The sequence below is a fragment of the Spirillospora sp. CA-128828 genome (assembly GCF_050945415.1).
Classification (GTDB): Bacteria; Actinomycetota; Actinomycetes; order Streptosporangiales; family Streptosporangiaceae; genus Spirillospora.
This window is the reverse complement of record NZ_CP191986.1, coordinates 1,806,607-1,829,838: the sequence shown is the minus strand read 5'-3', so window position 1 is coordinate 1,829,838 and position 23,232 is coordinate 1,806,607. Positions and strand designations below refer to the sequence as shown.

21 protein-coding genes and 1 tRNA gene are annotated in these 23,232 nt (G+C 72.2%); 7 read left to right on the top strand and 15 right to left on the bottom strand.

Going from position 1 to position 23,232, the window contains the following annotated elements:
• Positions 1–16 precede the first annotated feature (16 nt).
• Entirely contained in the window at positions 17–244 is a 228-nt protein-coding gene (locus ACQPXG_RS09325) for a DUF4287 domain-containing protein (protein WP_179843986.1), read from the top strand.
• A 161-nt stretch (positions 245–405) separates the two neighbouring features.
• Here the strand turns inward: ACQPXG_RS09325 and ACQPXG_RS09320 are convergent, their stop codons facing one another.
• From ACQPXG_RS09320 to ACQPXG_RS09310, 3 genes are all read right to left on the bottom strand, one after another.
• Positions 406–1,218, bottom strand: a complete 813-nt coding sequence (locus ACQPXG_RS09320; protein WP_433467221.1) for a Bax inhibitor-1/YccA family protein — start codon at positions 1,216–1,218, stop codon at positions 406–408.
• Positions 1,219–1,606: 388 nt separating this feature from the next.
• Positions 1,607–1,679: transfer RNA gene (locus ACQPXG_RS09315), tRNA-Leu, on the bottom strand.
• Positions 1,680–1,792: 113 nt separating this feature from the next.
• Complete coding sequence (locus ACQPXG_RS09310; protein ID WP_433467220.1) at positions 1,793–3,142, bottom strand: NAD(P)/FAD-dependent oxidoreductase; 1,350 nt, start codon at positions 3,140–3,142, stop codon at positions 1,793–1,795.
• Between the two features lie 234 nt (positions 3,143–3,376).
• On the opposite strand from ACQPXG_RS09310, the gene ACQPXG_RS09305 reads away from it, so the two are divergent.
• On the top strand, positions 3,377–4,030 hold the full coding sequence (locus ACQPXG_RS09305; protein WP_433467219.1) for a DUF4232 domain-containing protein: 654 nt from the start codon (positions 3,377–3,379) through the stop codon (positions 4,028–4,030).
• On the opposite strand, the gene ACQPXG_RS09300 is transcribed toward ACQPXG_RS09305, so the two are convergent.
• On the bottom strand, positions 4,027–4,848 hold the full coding sequence (locus tag ACQPXG_RS09300) for a uracil-DNA glycosylase (RefSeq protein WP_433467218.1): 822 nt from the start codon (positions 4,846–4,848) through the stop codon (positions 4,027–4,029). The two genes, ACQPXG_RS09305 and ACQPXG_RS09300, sit on opposite strands and share 4 nt — an antisense overlap.
• 139 nt (positions 4,849–4,987) lie before the next feature.
• On the opposite strand from ACQPXG_RS09300, the gene ACQPXG_RS09295 reads away from it, so the two are divergent.
• Positions 4,988–5,752: a DUF2510 domain-containing protein gene (locus ACQPXG_RS09295; protein WP_433467217.1), complete on the top strand. Its 765-nt coding sequence runs from the start codon at positions 4,988–4,990 to the stop codon at positions 5,750–5,752.
• A gap of 4 nt (positions 5,753–5,756) precedes the next feature.
• Here ACQPXG_RS09295 and ACQPXG_RS09290 read toward each other — a convergent pair whose 3' ends face one another.
• From ACQPXG_RS09290 to eno, 4 genes are all read right to left on the bottom strand, one after another.
• On the bottom strand, positions 5,757–6,713 hold the full coding sequence (locus tag ACQPXG_RS09290) for an exopolyphosphatase (RefSeq protein ID WP_433467216.1): 957 nt from the start codon (positions 6,711–6,713) through the stop codon (positions 5,757–5,759).
• Positions 6,714–6,786: 73 nt separating this feature from the next.
• On the bottom strand, positions 6,787–7,308 hold the full coding sequence (locus ACQPXG_RS09285) for a DUF501 domain-containing protein (RefSeq protein ID WP_433467215.1): 522 nt from the start codon (positions 7,306–7,308) through the stop codon (positions 6,787–6,789).
• Between the two features lie 133 nt (positions 7,309–7,441).
• Positions 7,442–7,906 carry an FtsB family cell division protein gene (locus tag ACQPXG_RS09280; RefSeq protein ID WP_433467214.1) on the bottom strand — a complete coding sequence of 155 codons (465 nt, stop codon included), beginning with the start codon at positions 7,904–7,906 and terminating at the stop codon, positions 7,442–7,444.
• Positions 7,907–7,989: 83 nt separating this feature from the next.
• On the bottom strand, positions 7,990–9,273 hold the full coding sequence (eno, locus tag ACQPXG_RS09275) for a phosphopyruvate hydratase (RefSeq protein WP_433467213.1): 1,284 nt from the start codon (positions 9,271–9,273) through the stop codon (positions 7,990–7,992).
• Between the two features lie 215 nt (positions 9,274–9,488).
• On the opposite strand from eno, the gene ACQPXG_RS09270 reads away from it, so the two are divergent.
• The 4 genes from ACQPXG_RS09270 to ACQPXG_RS09255 all read left to right on the top strand — a co-directional run bounded on the left by ACQPXG_RS09270 (position 9,489) and on the right by ACQPXG_RS09255 (position 13,664).
• Positions 9,489–10,532 carry an ABC transporter substrate-binding protein gene (locus ACQPXG_RS09270; RefSeq protein WP_433467212.1) on the top strand — a complete coding sequence of 348 codons (1,044 nt, stop codon included), beginning with the start codon at positions 9,489–9,491 and terminating at the stop codon, positions 10,530–10,532.
• The gene (locus ACQPXG_RS09265) at positions 10,529–11,305 is read left to right on the top strand and encodes an ABC transporter ATP-binding protein (protein ID WP_433467211.1); all 777 of its coding nucleotides are present in this window, start codon (positions 10,529–10,531) and stop codon (positions 11,303–11,305) included. Before ACQPXG_RS09270 ends, ACQPXG_RS09265 begins: the two co-directional genes overlap by 4 nt.
• Complete coding sequence (locus ACQPXG_RS09260; RefSeq protein WP_433467210.1) at positions 11,295–12,170, top strand: ABC transporter permease; 876 nt, start codon at positions 11,295–11,297, stop codon at positions 12,168–12,170. Before ACQPXG_RS09265 ends, ACQPXG_RS09260 begins: the two co-directional genes overlap by 11 nt.
• 177 nt (positions 12,171–12,347) lie before the next feature.
• Positions 12,348–13,664, top strand: coding sequence for a sensor histidine kinase (locus ACQPXG_RS09255; protein WP_433467209.1), 1,317 nt, complete (start codon positions 12,348–12,350; stop codon positions 13,662–13,664).
• A 5-nt stretch (positions 13,665–13,669) separates the two neighbouring features.
• On the opposite strand, the gene ACQPXG_RS09250 is transcribed toward ACQPXG_RS09255, so the two are convergent.
• From ACQPXG_RS09250 to mfd, 7 genes are all read right to left on the bottom strand, one after another.
• Positions 13,670–14,026 (bottom strand): tetratricopeptide repeat protein, encoded by a 357-nt coding sequence (locus tag ACQPXG_RS09250; RefSeq protein WP_433467208.1) that lies wholly within the window; start codon positions 14,024–14,026, stop codon positions 13,670–13,672.
• Between the two features lie 79 nt (positions 14,027–14,105).
• On the bottom strand, positions 14,106–14,324 hold the full coding sequence (locus ACQPXG_RS09245) for a hypothetical protein (RefSeq protein WP_433467207.1): 219 nt from the start codon (positions 14,322–14,324) through the stop codon (positions 14,106–14,108).
• A gap of 64 nt (positions 14,325–14,388) precedes the next feature.
• Positions 14,389–15,333 (bottom strand): NADP-dependent oxidoreductase, encoded by a 945-nt coding sequence (locus ACQPXG_RS09240; protein ID WP_433467206.1) that lies wholly within the window; start codon positions 15,331–15,333, stop codon positions 14,389–14,391.
• An 87-nt stretch (positions 15,334–15,420) separates the two neighbouring features.
• Positions 15,421–17,889, bottom strand: a complete 2,469-nt coding sequence (locus ACQPXG_RS09235; protein ID WP_433467205.1) for a penicillin-binding protein — start codon at positions 17,887–17,889, stop codon at positions 15,421–15,423.
• Positions 17,890–17,959: 70 nt separating this feature from the next.
• Positions 17,960–18,934: a MazG family protein gene (locus ACQPXG_RS09230; RefSeq protein ID WP_433467204.1), complete on the bottom strand. Its 975-nt coding sequence runs from the start codon at positions 18,932–18,934 to the stop codon at positions 17,960–17,962.
• A 5-nt stretch (positions 18,935–18,939) separates the two neighbouring features.
• Positions 18,940–19,596, bottom strand: coding sequence for a hypothetical protein (locus ACQPXG_RS09225; RefSeq protein ID WP_433467203.1), 657 nt, complete (start codon positions 19,594–19,596; stop codon positions 18,940–18,942).
• Between the two features lie 57 nt (positions 19,597–19,653).
• On the bottom strand, positions 19,654–23,175 hold the full coding sequence (mfd, locus tag ACQPXG_RS09220; protein ID WP_433467202.1) for a transcription-repair coupling factor: 3,522 nt from the start codon (positions 23,173–23,175) through the stop codon (positions 19,654–19,656).
• Between the last annotated feature and the right edge of the window lie 57 nt (positions 23,176–23,232).

Genomic DNA, 23,232 nt, shown 5'->3' with positions numbered 1-23,232 from the left:
GACCTGGAGGTGCCAATTGTCACTGAACCACTCGCCGGAGACGCACAGCAAGTTGATCGCCCGCATTCCGCAAGTCACAGGACGTGACATCCCCGAGTGGTTCACCACCATCGAGAACGGACCCTCGTTCACCCGCTGCGAGGAACGCAGTACCTGGCTGGCCGAGGAGCACAACCTCTCCCACGGCTACGCGGCCGCCCTGGTCCGCGAGCACGAGCGCACACGGCGCGCGCGCCACTACTGACGGCGCCTTACGCGCCGCGCGAACTTCATACGGACGTGGTGGGATCCCGCCAACGGATGCCCCCGCCGTCGTGCCGCTGTGCCGTCACGACCCTGGCGTTGAGATCCCACACAGATCAGCCCCACGCCGTCGCGGCGCGGGGCTGATCATTGCGGGGGACGCTAGTCGCGTCCGCTGAAGTAGCTGAGCAGCCGCAGGACCTCCAGGTAGATCCACACCAGGCTCAGCACCAGCCCGAACGCGCAGTACCAGGCGAACTTCTCCGGCGCACCGGAGCGGACGCCCTGCTCGACCGAGTCGAAGTCGAGCAGCAGGAAGAAGCAGCCGACGAGGATCGCGACGACGCTGAACACGTAGGCGAGCGGGTTGCCGGGGTCGCGGATGCCGATGCCGTGGTCACCGCCGAAGGCGCTCACCAGCAGGTTGACGATCATCAGTCCGATGAGCGCGAGGCCGGCGGCCATCACGAACTTGGCGAACTTGGGCGTGACCCGGACGATGCGCAGCGCGTAGACGGCGAGCGTCGCGCCGAACGCCAGCGCCGTCCCGATCACGGCCTGGAAGACGATCCCGTTGTAGACGTCGTTGTAGGTGTGGCTGACGATGCCGACGACGACCCCGTAGACCGCGGCGAACGCCAGCACCATCGGCGCGTTGGCCTTGCGGCCGAACGAGATGAACGCCCAGATGCCGACCTCGGCGATGAGCGCCACGACCAGCACGGGGACGGCCATCTCGGTGGGCACCAGCGCCCACGCGAGCGCCGCCGTGATCACCAGCGTGGCGAGCGTCAGGAATCCGCGGACGACGACATCGTCCATGGTCATCGGCCGGACACCCGGTGGCGCGTAGGGGGCTCCGTACCCGGCGGGTGCACCGTACTGCTGCGCCCCGTACCCGGGCGCCCCGTAGCCCTGCCCTCCGGTCCGCTGGTAGAAGGCGTTCCCCCGGAACGCGGGGTTTCTGCTCTCCATCAGGTCTCCACTTCGGCCGCAGTGGCCCCCAGTCTAAACGCGAAACCCCCACATGATCAGCCGACACGATCCATCTAGTCACCCTCGGTCAACCACGCCTCAGCCGGAGCAGTTGGACGGGGAAACAGAGGCCCCGGCGAACCCGATCAAAGCTCGGCGAGCAACACCGCCCCGCGACGGGGTTCCAGGGGCGCCCTCTGGGGACATGGCGAAGCCATCGAAGATCGGCGAGCAGCACCGCCCCGCGGCCCGGGTGGCCGGAGGGCGCTCTGCGCCCGGAGGCCGCACGGCCCGCGTGACGGGGGTTCCAGGGGGTCGCCCCCCTGGGAAAACACAGCGGGCCATGGCGAAGCCGATCGAAGATCGGCGAGCAGCCCCAGCCGCCTCGTGCCCCTGGTCGGACTCGAACCGACACATTGGCTCTTTTAGGGAGCCTGCCTCTGCCATTGGGCTACAGGGGCGGCGTCATCATATCGAGTCAGTGGCTGACAGCGCCGGGTCCGAGGGCCGTCTGGGGAGTCGTCGCGCGGCCGGGTCCGGCCAGTGGAATGTTTCGCGTGGTCAAGGGGGTCGGTCAGGTGTCGTGGCTGCGGCCGGCGGCGAGTTCGAATTCCTGGCGCGGCCATTCGAGTTCGCCGAGCGAGACGATCTCCCGCTGGAAGAACAGCGCGAGGGTCCAGTCCATGGTGATCCGGAACTTGCGGTTGGCGGTCGGCATGCGGGACAGGTGGTAGGTGCGGTGCATGACCCAGGCGGGCAGTCCGCGCAGTTTCAGCCCGTAGACGTTCGCGACGCCCTTGTGCAGGCCGAGGCTCGCGACGGAGCCGACGTAGGCGTGCCTGTACGGCTTCCTGGGCCTGCCGCGGAGGTCGGCCACGATGTTGTCGCCGAGGCGTTTGGCCTGCCTGACCGCGTGCTGGGCGTTGGGCGCGGTGAAGTCGCCGGTGGCGGTGAGGTCGGGGACGGCCGCGTTGTCGCCCGCGGCGTAGACGTGGTCGAGCCCGTCCACGGTCAGTTCCGCGGTGGCCTTGAGGCGGTTCTTGTCGTCGAGCGGCAGGTCGCTGTCCTTGAGGACGGGGTGCGGTTTCACGCCGGCGGTCCAGACGAGGGTGCCGGCCTGGAACTCTTCGCCGTCGCTCAGCACGATGCGCCGTTTCTCCGCGGACTTCAGCAGCGTGTTGAGTTTGACCTCGATGCCGCGGCGGCGGAGGGCCTCGGTGGTCCAGCGGCCCATCTCGGGGCCGACCTCGGGCAGGATCCTGTCGGTGGCCTCCACCATCAGCCAGCGCATCTCGCGCTGGTCGATGGCGGGGTACCACTTGCAGGCGTCCCGGGCCATGTCCTCCAGTTCGGCCATGGCCTCGACGCCCGCGAATCCGGCGCCGACGAACACGAAGGTCAGCGCCCGTCTGCGGACCTCTTCGTCGCCCGCGTTGGACGCGGCGATGTCGAGCTGGTGCAGGACGTGGTTGCGCAGGAAGATCGCCTCTTCGACGGTCTTGAAACCGATCCCGCAGTCGGCGAGGCCTGGGATGGGCAGCGTCCGCGAGATGGAGCCGAGGGCGACGACGAGCAGGTCGTAGCCGATGTCGCGCTCGGGCACGCCGGCGGTCTCCGACCCGGCGGGCCGGACGGTGACCCGCCTGGAGGCGTGGTCGATCCGGGTCACGAACCCGTTCACGATCTGGCAGCGGTTCAGGACCTTCCGCAGCGGCGCCACGACGTGCCGCGGCTCCAGGTTCCCCGCGGCCGCCTCGGGCAGGAACGGCTGGTAGGTCATGTAGGACTGTGGGTCGATGACGGTGACGGCGACCTCGCCACGGCGCAGTTCGCCGCGCAGCTTCTTCTGAAGCCGCAGGGCCGTGTACATGCCGACGTACCCGCCGCCGACGATGACGATCTGTTTCGTGCGCTCGGATGGCATGTCGGGAGCGGTACCCGCATATGAGGCGGGCTCACGTATTTGCCCGACTTGCGAACTTCATGACCACATCCGGCATCTCACCGGATGTACCACCAGAAGAGAGACGGCGAGGCCGTGGCCGGACGGGGGCGCCAAGCGGCCGCGGGCGGCGGACCGGTGCAGGGGCCGGTCCGCCGCGCCACGGCCGCTTGGCCAAGGCCCGGCCTCGCCGTCGGCTCGTCACCGGGGGGCACGATGCCACGACTGATCTGGGGGATCCTCGCCGCGGCGGCCGTCGCCGCCGCGCTCGCGGGATGCGGCGCCACCTCGAACGCGAGCCGCACCTCGTCCGGCGGGGCCACCACGCCACCGCCGCCGGGGGCGGCCACCGCCACGAGCCCGGGGTCTCCCGGCACCGGGACGGGCGGCGGAGGGAACGGAACGACCGGCAGGCCCGGAACCGGCGCCTCCGGAGGCGGAGCCGCCGCGCGTCCGCGCTGCACCACCGGGATGCTCAAGGCGTCCCTGACCGACCTCGGCGCCGCAGCCGGGAACCGCTACGCGACGCTCGTGCTGACCAACACGTCGGGCAAGCACTGCACGACGGGCGGCTGGTCCGGCCTCCAGCTGGCGAACTCGGCCGGGGCCGTTCCCACCAAGGTCGTCCGCGAGGGCACGCCCCGGACGATCACGATCTACAACGGCGCCGGCGCCTACGAGCGGCTGCACTGGGCGGCCGTGCCCGCTGGGGACGAGACGGGCGCCGACTGCGAACCCGTCGCGACCGTCCTGAAGGTGATCCCGCCGAACCAGACGGAGCGGACGAACGCGACCTGGACGTACGGTTCCGTCTGCCAGCACGGCCAGATTCGCCTGACGCCCCTCACGACGAATCCGGAACCGCGTTAGCGATGATCGCGGGCGCGGATGAACACCGCGTCCAGCATGTCCTCGGTGACGCGGCCGGTGAAGGTGTTCTGCTGGCTCGGGTGGTAGCAGCCGAGCAGCAGGACGGGATCGCGCCGGGCCACCGAGGACGGCGGCGTCAGCTCGACCTCCGCGCCGTGGCCGAACTTGGGCCGGGGCCGCGGCACGCCGTACCCGGCCTGCTTGAGCGCCGGCCACACGCCCTGCCAGGCGAACCCGCCCAGGCACACGACGCAGCGGACGCTCGGCGCGACCATCTCGACCTCCCGGGCCAGCCACGGCAGGCAGGTCGTCCGCTCCAGCGGGGTCGGCTTGTTGTCGGGCGGCGCGCAGCGGACGGTCGCCGCCATCCGCGCCCCGACCAGCCGCTGCCCGTCCCCGGCGTGGACGCTGTCCGGCTGCGCGGCGAGCCCCACCCGGTGCAGGGACGCGAACAGCCAGTCGCCGGAGCGGTCACCGGTGAAGATCCGCCCGGTGCGGTTGCCGCCGTGCGCGGCCGGGGCCAGCCCGACGATGAGGATCCGCGGCTCCGCCGCGCCCCAGCCGGCTACGGGGCGTCCCCAGTACTCCTCGTCCGCGAACGCCCGTCGCCGCTGGACGGCGACCTTCTGCCGCCACTCCACGAGCCGGTCGCACGCGCGGCACACCGACTGGCGGGCGCACAGCTCGTTGAGATCCGGCGCCTTGGCGGCCAGTTCGACGACCTCGCCGGTGCCGTGCGCGACCGGGGTGCCGGGGACGGCGGGGTCTTCCGGCCAGCCCGATCCGGGCGGGACGAACGGGGCGTTGGCGGGCGGCATACCACCGATCGTCCCACGCCACACGCGGTGGCCGGGTTCCGCCCATGACCCGTGCGACGCGGGTCCGGTCGGTACGATGCGTTCGCCGGTCGGGGAGGCGGGTGTCCGGCACGCCATTGCGCGAAGCGGGAGGCAGGCAGTGTCGCAACCGGGCTGGTACCCAGACCCCTACGGCACGGGAAGCCTGCGCTGGTGGGACGGGGAGAACTGGACCGAGCGGCTGAACCCCGAGCCGGACCGGCCGCCGCGGATCCCCCGGCGGGAGCGGCGGTCCCGCGGGGAGCCCGCCGGCGGGACGCCGCACGCCGCCCCGCAGGCGCCGACCTGGGACCGCGCGCCGTCCGTCCAGCCCCTGGACGTGAACGTGCGCGGCTTACGGCTGCTCGCCGACGACGTGCTCGTCGCCTACGGGAGCACGTCGATCACCTGGGCGCGCGTCGAATGGGTGGCGTACTGGGCGGCGGAACGCCCGGCCGGATCCGGCCACGTCCCCGGCACCCAGTGGATCTTCCAGGCGGGCCGGCACCCGTTCCACGGCGGCCCCCGCGTGGAGGTGGTGATCGAACCCGGCACCCTGCCGGGCCCGGACGACGAGCCCGAGCACGTCTGGGGGCGGCTGATCCAGCTGTGCCAGGACTATGCCGAGGAGCGTCTCGTCGCGGAGCTGGCGTCCCGGGTCCGGGCGGGCGAGTCGGTCGACGTGGCGCAGGGCCTCACCGTCCACCCGGGCGGCGTGCGCGGCAACCGGGTGTCGCTGAGCTGGTCGTCGATCTCCGGCGCGACGGTCGACCGGGGCCGGGTCTGGATCCAGCAGGCGGGCAGCGCCTCGCCGATCCTCTACGTCCCGCAGCAGAACCCGAACGCCGTGCTGATCCCCGCGCTGCTCGCTCGGCTCAAGTACTGACCGGTCAGACCAGCGACCAGGCGATGCCGTCCAGGATGTCGTGCTCGCTGACCACGACGGCGCCGAACCCGTACTCGCGCATGATCCGGTCGAGGATCAGCGCGCCGGCGCCGATCACGTCGACCCGGCCGGGATGCATGACGCCGAACTCGGCCCGCTCCGCGCGGGTGGCGTGCAGCAGCCGCCGGGTCACCTCGTGGACCTGGCCGGCGGTGATGCGCGACAGGTGGATCCGGGACGGGTCGTACGCCGGCAGGTCGAGCGCGATGCCGGCGACCGTGGTGACGGACCCGGCGAGCCCGACGAGCGTGCGTGCCTCGTTCACCGGCACGGTCTCCCGGACGGCGGCGAGGGCCGCGTCGATGTCGGCGGCGGCGTTCGAGATCTGCTCGGGCGAGGGCGGGTCGTCCTTCAGGTGCCGCTCGGTCATCCGCACGCAGCCGATGTCGATCGAGCGGGCCGCGGCGGCGGACGAGGTGCCGACCACGAACTCGGTGGATCCGCCGCCGATGTCGACCACCAGGTAGGGGCGGGCCGGGCGCAGCGCGGCCAGCTCCCGGGTGGCGCCGGTGAACGACAGCCCGGCCTCCTCGTCCCCGCTGATCACCTCGGGGACGACGCCGAAGATCTCGACGACGCCGCTGACGAAGTCGGCCCGGTTCGCCGCGTCGCGGGTCGCGCTGGTCGCCACCACCCGGGTCTTGATCGGCCCGTGCCCGGCGCCGGCGCCGTGCCGCTCGATCAGCCCGGCGTACCCGCGCATCGCGGTGAAGGTGCGCTCCAGCGCGGCGGGCGACAGCCGCCCGGTCTCGTCGACGCCCTCCCCCAGCCGGACGATCTCCATCCGGCGTTCGACGTCGGTGAGGGTCCCGCCGCTCTCGCCGTCGCCGCCGGGCGCGATGTCGGCGATCAGCAGGCGGACCGAGTTCGTCCCGCAGTCGATGGCCGCGACGCGCGTCACCGCGCCCCACCTTTCTGGGGGCGGCCCCCAGACCCCCGGGCCCGGAGGCCCGACGATCCTCGCTTCGCTGCGGTCATCGGGCCTCCCCCGGTTCCGGTTCCACCTGGACGCAGGGCCCCGAGCGCCACCATTCGGGGAGCGCGTCCAGGGCCTCGCGGCCGAACGGGCTGACGCCCGGGACGGCCAGCTCGTGGGCGATGAGGGCGTGCAGGCATTTGACGCGCTCCGGCATGCCGCCGGCGCTCTGCATGCCCTCCGGAAGCGGTTCGACGCCCTCGCCGCGGGCGGCCTCGTCGCGGCGGCGCAGGTAGTCCTCGTGGGCGGCGGCGTACTTCGCCCGCAGGGACGGGTCATCGGCGAGCCTGGCCTGCATGTCCCGCATGATGCCGCTGCCCTCCAGCGTCCCGATGGCCGAGGCGGCCTTCGGGCACGTCAGGTAGAACAGCGTGGGGAAAGGGGTCCCGTCGGGCAGCCGCGGCGCCGTCTCGATGACGGCGGGCAGCCCGCACGGGCAGCGGCTCGCCACCGCGCGGACGCCGCGCGGCTCCCGCCCGAGCTGGGCCGCGACGGCGGCCGTGTCATCTGCTTCGATCATTCGTCCCCACCCGTGGATCCCGTGATCCCGTTCTTCCACCGGCCCCGTTCTCCCGTGCCGTCGCGCCGGCTCCTCGTACGAGTCCGGCCCCACCCGCCGGACGCGTCCGCGGCCGCGCGCGGCCGCGGACGGCTCAGCGCGGCCGGTCGGCGGCCTCCACCGACCGCCACAGCGTCTCGTACCAGGGCGGTCTGGTCGCCGGTCCGCCCTTGCGGGACTGCTGCCCGTCGCCCTCGCTGCCGTCCAGCACGATGTAGCACTTTACGTCAGGACGGCAGTAATGGAGTCTTCGCGTCGCCTCACGCTCAATGTACGACTTATCGCCCAATTGTTGCTTGCGTTGGGCGAGTTCCTCCACCTGCCGGCGGGACATGGCCTCCTGGCGGCGGAGATCGGAGATCTCCTTGCGCTGGGCGATGTACTCCCGGACAGGGTAGGCGAGGCTGAGCGCGATCGCGCACACGACGACCGCGAGGATTGCGGCGCGGCTGGTCAGCGCCGGGTTCGTGCGGCGCGGCCCGGCGCCGTCGCCGCCGCGATCGGTCTCGCCCGCGTCGCGCCCGCCTCGGGGGCCCGCTCGGTCGTCGCCTTGCGCCATCGTGTCCCCTGCCTGTGGCTCGGCTGCCCGGAACCCGGTGCCCGGCGGGCGGGGCGGCGCCCCGCCCGCCGGATCACGCGATCTCAGCCCTGCGCGTCGAAGCGCGGGAACGCGGCGGCGCCGGCGTAGCGGGCGGCGTCGTCCAGCAGTTCCTCGATGCGCAGCAGCTGGTTGTACTTGGCGACGCGGTCGCTGCGGGCCGGGGCGCCGGTCTTGATCTGGCCACAGTTGGTCGCGACGGCGAGGTCGGCGATCGTGGTGTCCTCGGTCTCGCCGGACCGGTGGCTCATCATGCAGCGGTAGCCGCTCGTCTGCGCGAGCGAGACGGCGTCGAGGGTCTCGCTGAGCGTGCCGATCTGGTTGACCTTGACCAGCAGCGCGTTCGCGGCGCCGGACTTGATGCCGCGGCCGAGCCGCTCGGGGTTGGTGACGAACAGGTCGTCGCCGACGAGCTGGACCCGGTCGCCGACGGCGGCGGTGAGGCCCTCCCAGCCGGCCCAGTCCTCCTCGTCGAGCGGGTCCTCGATCGAGACGAGCGGGTAGCCGCCGAGCAGCTCGGCGTAGTAGGCGGCCATGTCGTCGGCGGACCGCTTGGTGCCCTCGAACGCGTACTGGCCGTCGGCGTGGAACTCGCTGGCGGCGACGTCCATCGCGAGGGCGATGTCGCGGCCGGGGGTGAAGCCGGCCTTGCGGATCGCCTCCATGATCAGGTCGAGCGCGTCCCGGTTGCTCGGCAGGTCGGGCGCGAAGCCGCCCTCGTCGCCGAGGCCGGTGTTCAGGCCCCGCGACTTCAGCACCGACTTCAGCGCGTGGTAGGTCTCGGCTCCCCAGCGCAGCGCCTCGGCGAAGGTGGTCGCGCCGATCGGCGCGATCATGAACTCCTGGACGTCGACGTTGGTGTCGGCGTGCGCGCCGCCGTTCACGATGTTCATCATCGGGACGGGCAGCAGGTGCGCGTTCGGGCCGCCCACGTAGCGGAACAGCGGGAGGCCGGCCGAGTCGGCGGCGGCCTTGGCGACGGCCAGGCTGACGCCGAGGATCGCGTTGGCGCCGAGCGCGGACTTGGCGGGGGTCCCGTCCAGGTCGACCAGGAGCTGGTCGATCAGCCGCTGGTCGGACGCGGGGTAGCCGACGAGCTTCTCGTCGATCGTCTCGTTGACGGCCTTGACGGCGTTGCGGACGCCCTTGCCGCCGTAGCGCTCACCGCCGTCCCGCAGCTCGACCGCCTCGAACTGGCCCGTGGAGGCTCCGCTCGGGACCGCCGCGTGCGCCTCGGTCCCATCGGCGAGCAGGACCTCGACCTCGACGGTCGGATTCCCGCGGGAGTCCAGGATCTCCCGGGCGAGTACGGCCTCGATCGACGACACGGGGAACCCCCTGATGGTGCGGATGGTCTGGTGCGGTCACCGAGCCTATCCGCGCGGCCCCCGCGCCGCCCAACCGCCTCGCCGTTCCCGGGGCGGACGGTTCCCATAAGGGACAGGGTGGACGAAACCCTGCTGAGGCGGCGACTTGACGCAGGTATTGCCTACCTTATCTACTGTCCAGGTCAAACAGACTTGATTGGTAGGGAAAGATCATAATGCATCGTGGACTTCGCGGGCGCTTCGCCGCCGTGGCACTGACCGTTCTGGTCGCAGCGGGCACGCTCGGCGCCTGCGGCGGCGACGATGACGGGTCCGGCGCGGACGCGCCCCTCAGACTGGGCTACTTCCCGAACGTCACGCACGCGACCGCCCTCGTGGGTGTCGAGAAGGGCATCTTCGCCAAGCACCTCGGGACCGCGCCGAAGACCGCGACGTTCAACGCCGGCCCCGCCGCCGTCGAGGCGCTGTTCTCCGGCGCGATCGACGCGACGTTCGTCGGGCCCAACCCGTCCATCAACGCCTGGGCCAAGTCGCACGGCAAGGCCGTCCACATCATCTCCGGCGCCGCCTCGGGCGGCGTGTCGCTGGTCGTGAAGCCCGGGATCAAGGGCGTCCAGGACCTGCGCGGCAAGAAGATCGCGACGCCCCAGCTCGGCAACACGCAGGATGTGGCGCTGCGCTACTGGCTGAAGAAGAACGGCCTCACCGCGAACAAGGACGGCAGCGGCGACGTCAAGGTCGTCCCGCAGGAGAACGCGCAGACGCTGCAGACGTTCGCGCAGGGCGAGATCGACGGCGCCTGGGTCCCCGAGCCGTACGCGTCCCGGCTGATCCTGGAGAACAAGGGCAAGAAGCTGCTGGACGAGAAGTCGCTGTGGCCCGGTGGCAAGTTCGTGATCACCAGCCTGCTCGTCGGCCAGGAGTACGAGAAGAAGCACCCCGACCAAGTCAAGAAGCTGCTCCAGGGCGTCGTCGAGGCGACCGACTACATCAACCAGAACAAGGCCGACGCCGAGAAGGTCACCAACGACGCGCTCGCCAAGCTGAGCGGGAAGCCGCTGAAGCAGGACGTCCTCGAATCGGCGTTCAAGGAGATCGACTTCACCACCGACCCGGTCGCGTCCTCGCTGACGGCAGGGGCGCAGCATGCCGAGGAGATCGGGCTGCTGGAGAAGACCGACCTGGACGGCATCTACAACCTCGGCCCGCTCAACGAGGTGCTCAAGTCGAGCGGGAAGGCGGAGGTCAGCGACCGATGACCGGGACGACGGCGGTCCGCCTCAGCGACGTCTCGAAGGCGTTCGGGACCGGCGGATCCGCGCTCCTCGCGCTCGACAAGGTCTCCCTGGACGTGGCGCCGGGCGAGTTCGTGTGCCTGCTCGGCGCGTCCGGCTGCGGAAAGAGCACGCTGCTCAACCTGGTCGCCGACCTCGACCGGCCGAGCGCCGGGACGATCGACAAGGACGGCGCCCGGGTCGCGCTGATGTTCCAGGAGCCCGCCCTGTTCCCCTGGCTCACCGTGACGGCGAACCTCGAACTCGCCCTCAAGATGCGCGGCGTCCCCCGCGCGGACCGCCGGGACCGCGCCGGGGCGCTGCTCGACTCGGTGCATCTCGGCGGGTTCGCGCGCAGGCGTCCGCACGAGCTGTCCGGCGGCATGCGGCAGCGGGTAGCGCTCGCCCGTGCCCTGGCGCTGACCGAGGACGAGGCGGACGGCGGGCAGGGCACCGTCCTGCTGATGGACGAGCCCTTCGGCGCGCTGGACGCGATGACCCGCGACCTCCTGCATGACGAGATCGAACGGATCTGGCGGGACCGGGGGCTGACCGTGATGTTCGTCACGCACAACGTCCGGGAGGCGGTGCGGCTCGGCGACCGGGTCGTGCTGCTCAGCAGCCGCCCGGGCCGGGTCGTGGAGGAGTTCCCCGTCCCGATGCCGCGGCCGCGGCGGATCGACTCGCCCGAGGTCGCCTCGCTGGCGGCGTCCATCACCGACCGGCTGCGCGAGGAGGTCGTCCGGCATGGCGCATGAGGTGCTGAAGGACGAGGGGCGGCTCGACCGGGAGCTGGCCGGCCTGGACGCCCTGGAACTCGGCGGCAGGACGCGGGCGCGGCTCGTCCAGCGGACGTGGTCGGCGGTGTGGCCGATGGTCACGGCCGTGCTCATCGCGCTCGCGGCCTGGCAGCTGGTGGTGTGGAGCGGCTGGAAGGAGCCGTGGGTCCTGCCGGGCCCCCGCGACACCCTGCCGGTGTTCTGGGACCAGATCACCTCGTCCCGGTTCTGGGACGCGGTCGCGCTGACGATGCGCCGCGCCGTCGTCGGGTTCGCCCTCGCCGTCGCCGCCGGGGTGGTCGTCGGCGCGCTGGTGTCGCAGTTCCGGGTGCTGCGCCGCGCGTTCGGGTCGCTGATCACCGGCCTGCAGACGATGCCGTCGATCGCCTGGTTCCCGCTCGCCATCCTGCTGTTCCGGCTCAGCGAGAGCGCGATCCTGTTCGTGGTGATCCTCGGCGCGGCCCCGTCGATCGCCAACGGGCTGATCGCGGGCGTCGACTACACGCCGCCGATCCTGCTGCGCGCCGGGAAGGTGATGGGGCTGCGCGGCCTCACGCTGTACCGGCACCTGATCATGCCGGCCTCGCTGCCGTCGTTCGTGGCGGGGCTGAAGCAGGGCTGGGCGTTCGCGTGGCGCAGCCTGATGGCCGGCGAGCTGCTCGTCATCATCGGCGACACGACGTCGCTCGGCGTGCTGCTGTCGCAGGCCAGGGAGCTGAACAACACCGCCGACATGATCTCCTACATGCTGGTGATCCTGATCATCGGGATCCTGATCGACCAGCTGTTCGGGCTCGTGGACCGGTCGATCCGGCGCCGCTGGGGCGTTGACGAGGGGTCCTGAGAATCCTTTTACCTGCCCGCCAGGGTGCTGTTTGCCCTATTCAGGCAAGAAATCCCAGGTACCAGTAGAAACCGTACCCGGGAGGTCGTCATACGCGTCCGGCTCCGCCGGCCGTCCGCCGGCCCGAGCCGCTGGATCTGGCGGGCCGTGCTACGGCACCCGGAGATACGGGTCCGGGTGACGGTCACGGCCGTGCTGATCGCCCTGGTGCTTTCGTCGGCACTGTGCGCGGTGCTGCTGGCCCTGATCCAGCGGGACGCGGCCAACCAGACCGTGAAGGAGCTGGCCCGCGAAGGGCGGGTGGTGGCCGCGTCGATGAACACCGGGAGGCTCACCGATCCGATCCCGGCGCCCGATGGCGAACTCCTGCAGGTAGCGGACCGGCGCGGCCGGATAATCGCGGCCTCGCCGCTGATGCAGGACCGCGCCCGGGTGCCCATCCGCCCCCCGCCGCGCGACGAGGACCGCCGCGACGGCCACTTCTGCGGGATCGACGCGCCCGGCGGCCGCTGCTTCCTGGTCGTCGAGTACCAGGTGGGCCTCGGGGCGCCCGCCAAGTTCGTCTACTCCCTCGCCCCCGCGCCGGGACCGCTGCCGCGCCCGCTGGCGGCGAGCCTGGTGCTGATCAGCATCCCCTTCATCACCGGCCTCGCCGGCTACGGGACGTGGCTGGCGGCGAGCCGGACGCTGCGTCCGGTCGACGGGATCCGCCGGGAGCTGGACGAGATCACCGCCACCGACCTGGAGCGCCGCGTGCCGGTGCCGCCCCGCCGCGACGAGGTGGGGCTGCTCGCCGAGAGCGTGAACGCGACGCTTGACCGGCTGGAGCAGGCGGTCGCGCGGCAGCGCGGGTTCGTCTCCGACGTGTCGCATGAGCTGCGCAGCCCGCTCACCGCGCTGCGGATGGAGCTGGAGCTGGCGCTGTCGGCCCCGGACGAAGCCGATCTGCCCGAGACGCTGCAGGCCGTCCTGATCAACGCCGAGCGGCTGTCGGCGGTGGTGGACGACCTGCTGGCGCTGACCCGGCTCGAGGCCGACCCGAACTTCACCCGCGAGCCGGTGGACCTCACGGAGATCACCGACGAGGAGGTGCTGCGGCGGCCCCGCCGCACCCAGGTGACGGTGCTGTCGGAGGGCCCGGTGACGGTGCACGGCGGGCGGAGCGAACTGGCCCGGCTCGTGACCAACCTGCTGGACAACGCCGACCGGCACGCGGCGTCGGAGGTGACGGTGATCCTGCGCGCGGAGCCGCCCGACACCGCGGTGGTCGAGGTGATCGACGACGGCACCGGCATCCCGCCGGAGGACCGCGAGCGGGTCTTCGAGCGGTTCGCGCGGCTGGCCGAGGGCCGGCACCGGGACGCCGGCGGCACCGGCCTCGGCCTCGCCATCGCCCGCGACATCGCCGAGGCGCACCGCGGGTCGCTGATCCTCACCGACCGGATCGACGGCGTGCCCGGCGCCCGGTTCGTCCTCCGGCTGCCGGGCGGATAGCGGGCTCAGGCCAGGTCGGCGGCCGTCACCGAGACGCCGGCCCGCTCGGCCGGGCCGACGCCCATGGCGCCCGCCAGCCTGCGGAAGGCGCGGGCCTCGTCCGGGCGGCTCTGCCGCTCCAGGGTGCGGGCGAGGGCCTCGTGCGCCCAGCCGTTGCAGGGGTCCAGCTCGACGAGCCGGCGGAACGTTTCCTCCGCCCGGCGCAACTGCGCGCTGTGGAAGTACGCGCGGCCGAGCAGCTCGACCGCCGAGCGGTTGCCCGGGCCGGCGGCGACGATCGGCGCCAGCATGCCCGCGGCGGCCGCGTAGTCACCGGCGTCGAAGAACAGCGTCGCGCGCTCGAACTCCTCGTAGGTCGTCATACCGGCCCCCTTCTCAGTTGCTTGACACAACTCGGTGAACCGGGGCCGGTCGGGCTTTGTTCCCGTCCCGCGTCCGGCCTCAGGAGAGGCCGAGATCGGTGCGGAGCCGTTCGCGTTCGGCCTCCAGCAGCTCGATCTGACCCTGCAGTTCCTCGCGGGCGGCCAGATACTGCCCGGAGTCCACGAAGTCCGTGGCGTCGCTGGGGGGCGGGGGAAGGTCGGCGCGCAGCCGCTCCAGCGACGCCTCGATGTCGCTCAGACGGGTGCGGCGGTCGTCCTCGGGCCGGCTCTGGTTCATTAGCTCCTCCTGTGGCTCTGCATGCCCGCCCCGCCGCCGTCCTCACCTGTGCGGCCCGGCGGGGTCAGATGCGCAGCACGGTCTTGCCGCGCGCGCCGCCGATCCGGTTGCCGGCCAGGGCGTCGGCCGCGTCCGCCAGCGGGACCTCCCGCTCGACCCGGACGCGCAGCGCGCCCGCGTCGATGAGATCGGAGAGGCCGTCCAGCGCCTCCACCGAGGGCTCGTTCTCGAAGTTGACGCCGCGCAGCCCCTTGGCCTCCATCAAGTCGGGGTTGACCGACCAGGTGGTGGTGACGTAGGTCCCGCCGGGCCGGAGCAGCTGTGCGATGTGCTCGGTAGCCCGCGTGTCGCTGACCATGTCGAGGACGGCGTCGATCCCGTCCGAGTGGACGGCGAGCACCTGCCGGTTGAGGTCGCCCGCCGAGTGGTCGACGGTCTCGTCCGCGCCGAGGCGCCGCATCGTGCCCGCCATGTCGTCGCGGGCCGTCGCGATGACCTTGGCCCCCGCGCGGGACGCGAGCTGCACCACGCCCTGCCCGACGCCGCCGGTCGCACCCACGACGAGGACGGTCCGGCCGGTGTCGATCTGCGCCGCCTCGACCATGCCGAGCGCGGCCATGCTCGCGGTCGGCACCGCCGCGGCCTGCGTGTAGATCATCCCCTGCGGCATCCGCGCGACCGGGCCGTCCTCGCGGACGACGGCGTACTCGGCGAAGCTGCCGACCCCGCGCTCGACGTCGCGGAACGACCCGTAGACCTGCTCGCCCTGCCCCAACCGGGTCACGCCCTCGCCGACCTCGTCCACGACTCCCGCGCCGTCCCCGCCGAGGATCAGCGGGAACGGCGCGTCGACGGAGTCCTTGAGCATGCCGTCGGCGATCTTCCAGTCGAGCGGGTTCAGCCCGGCGGCGATCAGCTTCACCAGGATCTCGCCTGGCCCGGGCTCCGGGCGCGGCAGGTTCATCAGCGCCGGTGTGGCGCCGTACTCGGACACGGCGATGGCTCGCATGACGATCGTCCCCCCGAACGGATCGGTGCGGTGTGCGCACCCAATGACGATCTACCCGGCGACCGGACGATCACACGGACGCGCAGGTCACGCGGGTGCCTGCTGGGCCGGGTCACCGGCCCGCGGCGTGCTGGTGGCCGGCGGGACGGGCGCCCGCTGCCCGCCGCCGCGTCCGGGCCGTCCGCCCGCCTCGCCGCGCTTGGAGCCCCTGCTGACGTACAGGGTGATGGTGTTGCCCGGCTCGGCCGAGCCCGGCCCCGGCGACATGCCGGCGACGGTGCCCTTCGGATAGCGGCGGGACGGGACGGGCGCGCCGATCCTGGCCCTGAAGCCGGCGGCGCGGAGCCTGGCGACGGCCTCGGCCGGCCGCATGCCCCGAACGTCCGGCACCTTGGCCCGGTCCTCGCCGGAGCCCTTGCTGAAGTAGCGCGACGGCGGCCGGTGGAACGAGCCCGGTTCCGTGTGCGACAGCGCCCCCAGCATGCTCTGCCGCCAGATCGGCGCCGGGATCGTCGCCCCGAACACGGCGCCATAGCACTGGCCGTCCATGCAGAGGCTCTCCATCGGGTGCTTGTAACCGCCGCGCGGGTCGCCGACCCAGACGGCCGCGGCGAGGTCCGGGGTGTACCCGGCGAACCAGGCCGCGGAGAAGTTGTCGACGGTGCCGGTCTTGCCGGCGGCGTCGCGGCCGAGACCCATGCCGCGCGCGGTGCCCTTGGTGAGGACGCCGCGCAGTACGTAGTTGACGGCGTCGGCGACGCCCTCGTCCATCGCCTGCTTGCAGTCGCGCCCCGGGACCTTCAGCTTCTTCCCCGCCGGGTTCCGGATCTCCCGGATGGCGATCGGCCTGCAGTACTTCCCGCGGGCGCCGAACGCAGCGTAGGCGGCCGCCATCCGCAGCGGGGAGACGGGGTTGAAGCCGAGCGTGAACGACGGGTACTCCTCCAGCGGCTTGCCGTTCGCCTGCTTCATCCCGAGGCGTTCGGCCATCTTGACGGTGTCGCAGAGGCCGACCTTCTTCTCCAGCGCGAGGAAGAACGTGTTGACCGAGTGGTGCGTCCCGGTGACGATGCTGAACTCCCTGCCGCCCTCACCGTCGGCGGCGTTGCGCAGCGAGGCGGTCGGATCGCCGACGCGGTCGCCGTCGCAGTTGCGGTAGCCGACCGGCGTGTACGCGCGCGGCGCCATCAGCCGGGTGCCGAACGGCAGGCCCTCGTCCAGCGCGGCGGCCAGCGTGAACGCCTTGAACGTGGACCCGGCCTGCATGCCGATGCTGGAGCCGTGGCTGGCGTCGGCGGCGAAGTTGATCCACGTCTTGCCGCGCTCCTTGTCGGGGCCGAGCTCGCGGTCGACGACCATCGCCTTGATGTCGCCGGTGCCCGGCTCCACCATCGCCTCGGCGGCGGCCTTGTGCGCGGAGTTCTTCTGCGGGACATGCCCGTCCACGGCGCGCTGCGCGGCCTTCTGCGCCCGCCTGTCCAGCGTGGTGCGGATCGTGAGCCCGCCGCGTTTGAGCAGCTTCTCCCTGTCGACGGCCGTCTTGCCGAACACCGGGTTGGTGAGGATCTCGCGCTGGACGTAGTCGCAGAAGAACGGCGCCTTGCTGGAGACGCAGCCGCTCCGCACGTTGTCGACGTCCAGCTTGATGGGCTGCCTCTTGGCCGCCTCCGCCTTGCCGCGGTCGAGCCGGCCGAGGTCGGCCATCCGGTCCAGGACCGTGTCGCGGCGCTGCCGGGCCGCGCCGGGGTGGCGGGTCGGGTCGTAGGCGTAGGGGTAGCGGATGACGCCGGCGAGCAGCGCCGCCTCGGGCAGGTTCAGTTCGGAGGCGTGCTTGGAGAAGTAGTGCCGGGCCGCCGCCTCGACGCCGTAGGCGCCGTCGCCGTAGTAGGCGATGTTGAGGTAGCGGCGGAGGATCTCGTCCTTGCTGTACCTCTTCTCCAGCGCCACCGCGTACCGCAGCTCGCGGATCTTGCGGGCCGCGGAGATCTCCTTGGCCGCCTGCCGTTCGGCGTCCGAGTCGGCCTGGGTGAGCAGCAGGTTCTTCACGTACTGCTGGGTGATGCCGGACCCGCCCTGGTCCACCTGCCCGCTGCTGAGGTTGGTGGCGAGCGCCCGCAGCGTGCCCTGCGTGTCGATGGCGCCGTGCTCGTAGAACCGGCTGTCCTCGATCGCCAGCACCGCCTCCCGGACGATCGGGGCGATCTTGTTCATCGGGACGTCCACCCGGTTCTGGTAGAAGAACGTGGCGATGGTGGAGCCGTCCGCGGCGAGGATCTTCGACCGCTGCGGGACGCCGGAGGTCGTCAGCCCGTCCGGCTCGGACTCGAACCAGCCGGCCGCGTCGCGGGCGCCGACGCCCGCCGTGCACGCGGTCGGCAGCAGCATGAGCGCGACGAGCACGCCGGCGAGCCCGCCGAGCGCGCCCAGCCCGCGCAGCGCACGGGCCTTCTCGGCGCGGGTCGTCGACCGGGTGAGCAGCCGGCGCGGACGCCGGCGGCGCGGGCCGGGGGCTCCGCTGTCGGGGTCCCCTGTGTCACCTTCGCCCTCGGTCGGCACGCGCTTAGCGTAAACGCGCCTTCTCCGCCCGACCACCCCATCGGCGAGGTTCCGGTCGATATCCCCCGAATCAGCCGGACTGCTCTCGCCGTTCCCACGCGCGGACACGATCGCGGAATACCCGGGATACGGCGCGCAACTCCGCCTCCGGGTCCACTCCGCGTTCGGCCGCCTCCCGGACCAGCGCGAAAAGCCGGGCCCCGAGCTCGTTCCCGCCGCCGGTCAGGTCGTCGGCGAGGCCCGCCGGGGCTTCCATCCGGGCGGCGCGGCGCTGGAGCTGCGCGGCCAGCGACAGCGCGGGCTGGCCCATCGGCACGCCGTCGAGCGCGGACGCCTCGGCGCCGCTCTTCTCCGCCCGCTCGGCCGCCTTGATCTGCTCCCAGTTGGCGTTGACCTCGTCGGCGCCGGAGACCGTCACGTCCCCGAACACGTGCGGGTGGCGCCGGACGAGCTTGTCGACGATCGCGCCCGCCACGTCGTCGATCGTGAACGCGGTCTCGTCGTCGCGTTCCGCGGCCACCACCGAGTGGAACGCCACCTGCATCAGCACGTCGCCCAGCTCCTCGCGGAGCGCGCCGTAGTCTCCGGACTCGATGGTGTCGAGGACCTCGTACGCCTCCTCCAGCAGGTACGGAACGAGGGTGACGTGCGTCTGCTTGCGGTCCCACGGGCATTCGCGGCGCAGTGTGTCCATCACCGACACGAGGTCGAGCAGGCGCGCTCCAGGAAGGTCGTAGGAGCCGTGCAGCACCTCGACGTCCAGGGGGTCGTTCACGACCAGGTTCCCGATCCCGCGCATCAGCTCCTCGTCGCCCTCGGGCGCGGCCACCCACAGGACGTCCGCCCGGCGGCCGTCCGCGACCAGCGCGGCTGGGTCGGGCTCGTCCACGACGTCCGGGACGATCCCGGCGTCGAGGAGTGCGGGCAGCAGCGGATGCCCGTCCCGGAGCCGGACGGCGTCCGCCGACCGGAGCGCGTCCCAGGCCCGCCAGGTCAGCAGGCCCGGCGCGACCCGGTGCGTGGTCGCGAGCAGGGTCAGGCTCATACGGCTCAGATACCCGACTCGGGGCTGGACAGCCGGTACACGATCGGGCCGATCTCGAACTTGGACGCGTCGTAGTGCCCGTAGCGCGGGTTGACCTTGACGTGCATGTCGCCGGCGGTCCGCTGGAACAGCTCGTTCCACTGCTGCCCGGCCTGCTGCGTCGCCGGGTTCAGCGGGTTCTTCAGATCGGCGCCGAACCGCTGCATGACGGCCCGCTGCGTCGCGACGAGCCGCGCGAGGTCGCGGGTGTGCGCGCGGGGCAGCCCGCTCGCCAGGGTGATCGACGCGGCGCCGCCCTCGTCGTTCAGGTCGTGGACGGCGGCGTCGACCAGCCCGCCGGTGACGTCGACGCCGGCCTGGTCCGCGACCTTGGCGGCGACCTTGAAGTTGATCAGCAGGGTCAGCGCGCCCTGCAGGTCCGACTCGGAGTCGCCGGCGAGCTGCGGCGTCAGGCCGGTCGCGTTCGCGCGCAGCTCGTTGGCCGCCGGGTCCGCCCGGAACTGCGTCCGCCAGTCGCGGACGTTCTGGCTGAGCGTGGTGACGGTGATGCGGTCGTCGCCGACGAGGGCGGCGGTGCCGACCTTCGGGGAGCCGCCGCAGCCGGCCAGCGCGACGGCCGCCACCACGGCCGCCACCGCTGCCTTCACGGACTTACCAGGCACGGATTCCTCGTCTCGTCGCTTGAGCTGTCTCGGGGGCTGGGATCGCCCTCAGAGAGGTTAGCGCTGCGTGGCGGGTTGCAGGAAAAGGGCGTCGACCAGCCCGGTCGCCCACGTCAGCAGTTCCTGGTCGCGCAGCGGCCGGCCGCCGAACTGCGCGGTCTTCGGCGCCGGGACGAGCAGGGTGTCGGTCGCCGGCTTCAGGATGCTCTTCGGGTAGAGCCGCTGCAGCCTGACCTGCTTGGAGTCGGGCAGATGCACGGGCGTGAACTTGATGAAGTTGCCCTGGACGGTGACGTCGGTGAGCCCCGCCTTGCGGGCCTTGGCGCGGAACCGCGCGACTTCGAGAAGGTTCAGCACCGGGACGGGCAGCGGCCCGAACCGGTCCTTCAGCTCGTCGTGCACGGCGCCGATCTCGTCGTCGGACGTGATGGCGGCGATGCGGCGGTAGGCGTCCAGCCGGAGCCGCTCCCCCGGCACGTACTCGTGCGGCAGGTGCGCGTCGACGGGCAGCTCGACCTTCGTCTCGACGGCCTCGGGCTCGCCGCCGCCGCCGTCCTTCAGCTCCCGCACGGCCTCCCCGACCATCCGGACGTACAGGTCGAAGCCGACGCCCGCGACGTGCCCGGACTGCTCGGCGCCGAGGATGTTGCCGGCGCCGCGGATCTCCAGGTCCTTCATCGCGACGTACATGCCGGCGCCGACCTCGGTGTGCTGCGCCAGCGTCGCGAGCCGCTCGTGCGCGGTCTCGGTCAGCGGCTGCTCCGGCTGGTAGAGGAAGTAGGCGTACGCCCGCTCCCGGCCGCGCCCGACGCGTCCGCGCAGCTGGTGGAGCTGCGACAGGCCGTACATGTCGGCGCGGTCGACGATGAGGGTGTTGGCGTTCGGCACGTCCAGGCCGGACTCGACGATCGTGGTCGCGACGAGGACGTCGTAGTTCTTCTCCCAGAAGTCGACCATGACCTTTTCGAGCTCGTGCTCGTTCATCTGGCCGTGCGCGATGCCGATCCGCGCCTCCGGGACGAGCCGCGCCAGGTTCGCCGCGACCTTGTTGATCGACCGGACCCGGTTGTGCACGAAGAACACCTGGCCCTCGCGCAGCAGCTCGCGGCGGATCGCGGCGGCGATCTGCTTCTCCTCGTACGGGCCGACGAACGTCAGGACGGGGTGCCGCTCCTCCGGCGGGGTGAGGATCGTCGACATCTCCCGGATGCCGGTCAGGCCCATCTCCAGCGTGCGCGGGATCGGCGTCGCGGACATGGCGAGCACGTCCACCTGCGTCCGGAGCCGCTTCAGCTCCTCCTTGTGCTCGACGCCGAACCGCTGCTCCTCGTCGATGACGACCAGGCCGAGGTTCTTGAACCGGGTCTGCGACGACAGGATCCGGTGGGTGCCGACGACGACGTCCACGGTGCCCTCGGACAGGCCGCGGAGCGTCTCCTCGATCTCCTTGTCGGACTGGAACCGGCTGATCGGCTTCACCACGACCGGGAACGCCGCGAACCGCTCGGAGAAGGTCGACATGTGCTGCTGGACGAGCAGCGTCGTCGGGACGAGCAGGGCGACCTGCCGCCCGTCCTGGACGGCCTTGAACGCCGCCCGCACCGCGATCTCGGTCTTGCCGTAGCCGACGTCGCCGCAGATCAGCCGGTCCATGGGGACGGCCTTCTCCATGTCGCCCTTCACCTCGTCGATGGCGGCGAGCTGGTCGGGCGTCTCCACGTACGGGAACGCGTCCTCCAGCTCCCGCTGCCACGGGGTGTCGGTCGCGAACGGGTGGCCGGGGCTCGCCATCCGCGCCGAGTAGAGCCGGATCAGCTCCCCGGCGATCTGCTTGACGGCCTTGCGGGCGCGGGACTTGGCCTTCTGCCAGTCGGCGCCGCCGAGCCGGTGCAGGCTCGGCGCCTCGCCGCCGACATAGCGGGTGAGCTCTTCGAGCTGGTCGGTCGGGACGAACAGCCGGTCGCTCTTCGCGTACTCCAGGATCAGGTACTCGCGGGTGGCGCCCTGCACCGTCCGGCTGACCATCTCCACGTACCGGCCGACGCCGTGCTGCTCGTGCACGACGTAGTCGCCGGGCTTGAGCCGCAGCGGGTCGATGCCGCCGCGCCGCCGGGACGGCATGCGCCGCGCGTCCTTCGTGGACGACTTCTGCCCGGACAGGTCCGTCTCGGTCAGGACCGCGAGCTTGACCGCTTCCCAGGTGAAGCCGTTCTCCAGCAGCCCGGTCGTGACCGTGGCCAGGGACGGCTCGGGCGGCCCGCCGAGGCCGGCGAGCCGCGCGCCGATCCCCTCCTCGCCGACCAGCTGGACGAGCCGCTCCGCGGGCCCGTGCCCGGCGGTCACCATCACGACCCGCCAGCCGCCGTCGATCCAGCCCTTGAGGTCGCCGACGACCCGGGACGTGTCGCCCCGGTACGCCTCCGCCGGCTGCACCCCCAGGTTCAGCGCATCGCCCTCGGGATTGAGCGCTGTCACGCTCCATCGGGGCAGCCCCAGCTCGGTGCTGTGCTGACGGACCTCCTCCAGCGAGCGGAACGCGGCGGCGCCGAGGTCGATCGGCGCCTCGCCCCCGGCGGCCGCGTTGACCCAGCTCGCCTCCAGGAACTCCTGGCTCGTCCGGACCAGCTCGACCGACCGGGTGCGGATCCGCTCCGGCTCGCACACCAGCAGCACCGACCCCTCCGGCAGCAGGTCGGTGAGCAGTTCCATGCTCTCGGCGAGGACGGGTGAGAAGGCCTCCATGCCCTCGACGGTGTCGCCGTCGGCGATCCGGCCGAGGATCTCCTCCAGCGCCGGGTGCTCCTCGGCGAGCAGCTTGGCGCGCTCGCGCACCTGCTGCGTGAGCGGCAGCTCCCGGCATGGCGGCGCCCAGAGCCCGCCTTGCGCGACCTCCAGGGAGCGCTGGTCGGCCGCCTTGAAGTAGCGGATCTCCTCGACCGTGTCGCCCCAGAACTCCACGCGCAGCGGGTGCTCCTCGGTCGGCGGGAACACGTCGAGGATCCCGCCGCGCACCGCGATCTCGCCGCGCTTCTCCACCAGGTCGACGCGGTGGTAGCCGGCATCCACGAGGTTCCGGACGGTGTCGTCCATGTCGGCGTCCTCGCCGGAGACGAGCCGTACCGGCTCCAGGTCGGCGAGCCCGGACACGATCGGCTGCAGGACGGCGCGGATCGGCGTGACGACCACGTCCAGCGCGCCACCCTTGCCGTCCTCGTCCGGCTGGGCCGCGTCCGGGTGGACGAGCCGCCGCAGCACCGCGAGGCGCTGCCCGACCGTGTCGGAGCGCGGCGAAAGCTTCTCGTGCGGCAGCGTCTCCCACGCGGGGAAGTGCGCGATGCGGCCCGGGTCGAGCAGGCTCGCCAGCGCGGCGGTCAGGTCCTCGGCCTCCCGGCCGGTCGCGGTCACCGCGAGCACCACGCCCCCCGCGCCGCCGGCGCGCAGGCTGCGGCTCAGCGCCGCGGCCAGGATCGGCCACAGCGCGGCGGGCGCGACGACCTCCTGGTCGGCGCGCGCCCGCTTGAGAGCGCGCTCCAGACCGGGGTCGGTGCACGCAAGGTCAACAAGTCCGGAAAGCGTCATCTTCGCCCGCAAAAAATCGCCGATCACCCCGAGGGAGGGCAGCCCGAAAACCGGGAA

Coding starts and splice junctions, on each gene's coding strand:
- ACQPXG_RS09320 (WP_433467221.1), bottom strand. CDS start 1,218: ATGGAGAGCAGAAACCCCGCGTTCCGGGGGAACGCCTTCTACCAGCGG.
- ACQPXG_RS09250 (WP_433467208.1), bottom strand. CDS start 14,026: ATGACGACCTACGAGGAGTTCGAGCGCGCGACGCTGTTCTTCGACGCC.
- ACQPXG_RS09240 (WP_433467206.1), bottom strand. CDS start 15,333: ATGCGAGCCATCGCCGTGTCCGAGTACGGCGCCACACCGGCGCTGATG.
- ACQPXG_RS09310 (WP_433467220.1), bottom strand. CDS start 3,142: ATGCCATCCGAGCGCACGAAACAGATCGTCATCGTCGGCGGCGGGTAC.
- ACQPXG_RS09265 (WP_433467211.1), top strand. CDS start 10,529: ATGACCGGGACGACGGCGGTCCGCCTCAGCGACGTCTCGAAGGCGTTC.
- ACQPXG_RS09270 (WP_433467212.1), top strand. CDS start 9,489: ATGCATCGTGGACTTCGCGGGCGCTTCGCCGCCGTGGCACTGACCGTT.
- mfd (WP_433467202.1), bottom strand. CDS start 23,175: ATGACGCTTTCCGGACTTGTTGACCTTGCGTGCACCGACCCCGGTCTG.
- ACQPXG_RS09245 (WP_433467207.1), bottom strand. CDS start 14,324: ATGAACCAGAGCCGGCCCGAGGACGACCGCCGCACCCGTCTGAGCGAC.
- ACQPXG_RS09300 (WP_433467218.1), bottom strand. CDS start 4,848: ATGCCGCCCGCCAACGCCCCGTTCGTCCCGCCCGGATCGGGCTGGCCG.
- ACQPXG_RS09285 (WP_433467215.1), bottom strand. CDS start 7,308: ATGATCGAAGCAGATGACACGGCCGCCGTCGCGGCCCAGCTCGGGCGG.
- ACQPXG_RS09260 (WP_433467210.1), top strand. CDS start 11,295: ATGGCGCATGAGGTGCTGAAGGACGAGGGGCGGCTCGACCGGGAGCTG.
- ACQPXG_RS09230 (WP_433467204.1), bottom strand. CDS start 18,934: ATGAGCCTGACCCTGCTCGCGACCACGCACCGGGTCGCGCCGGGCCTG.
- ACQPXG_RS09280 (WP_433467214.1), bottom strand. CDS start 7,906: ATGGCGCAAGGCGACGACCGAGCGGGCCCCCGAGGCGGGCGCGACGCG.
- ACQPXG_RS09305 (WP_433467219.1), top strand. CDS start 3,377: ATGCCACGACTGATCTGGGGGATCCTCGCCGCGGCGGCCGTCGCCGCC.